Here is a 446-nt window from a genome sequence, read left to right on the forward strand (position 1 = left end):
CGCCATCGCCCGGCTGCTCGCCGTCGCTGCCCTGGTCGCGATGGTCGTCACGCTCGTCGTCCAGCTCGGGGGACCGGGGCCGCTGTCGCTGCTCGGCGGCGTCGACCGCACCAACTTCCTGTACCTGTCGACGTTCACCCGCTCGAGCGGCCTGCTGCTCGGCGCGGCGGCGGCGTTCGTGTGGCGACCGGGCCGGCGACCGACCGGCACCGGCGGCGATCCCGGCCGGGTGCTCGACACCGCCGGCGGGGTGGCGCTCGCGGCGCTCGCCTGCGCGGCCGCCTCGGCAACGCTGACGGCCGCCTACGTCTACCAGTGGCTGCTGCCGCTCGTGTCGGTGCTGGCGCTGGTCCTCGTCCTCGTCGCTGTGCACCCGTCGTCGCGGATCGTGCGACCGGCGCTCGGCTGGGCCCCCCTCGTCGCCATCGGTCGCCGCAGCTACGGCC

General features: G+C 76.2%; 1 protein-coding gene. It reads left to right on the forward strand.

Translation table 11 applies throughout. The annotated features are described in order from the left end of the window. A partial coding sequence (locus I6F37_RS39905; RefSeq protein ID WP_225154364.1) for a hypothetical protein occupies positions 1-446 on the forward strand: 446 nt, incomplete at both ends.

The organism is Bradyrhizobium sp. NBAIM08, assembly GCF_020193935.1.
In the GTDB taxonomy this organism is placed as follows: Bacteria; Pseudomonadota; Alphaproteobacteria; order Rhizobiales; family Xanthobacteraceae; genus Bradyrhizobium; species Bradyrhizobium yuanmingense.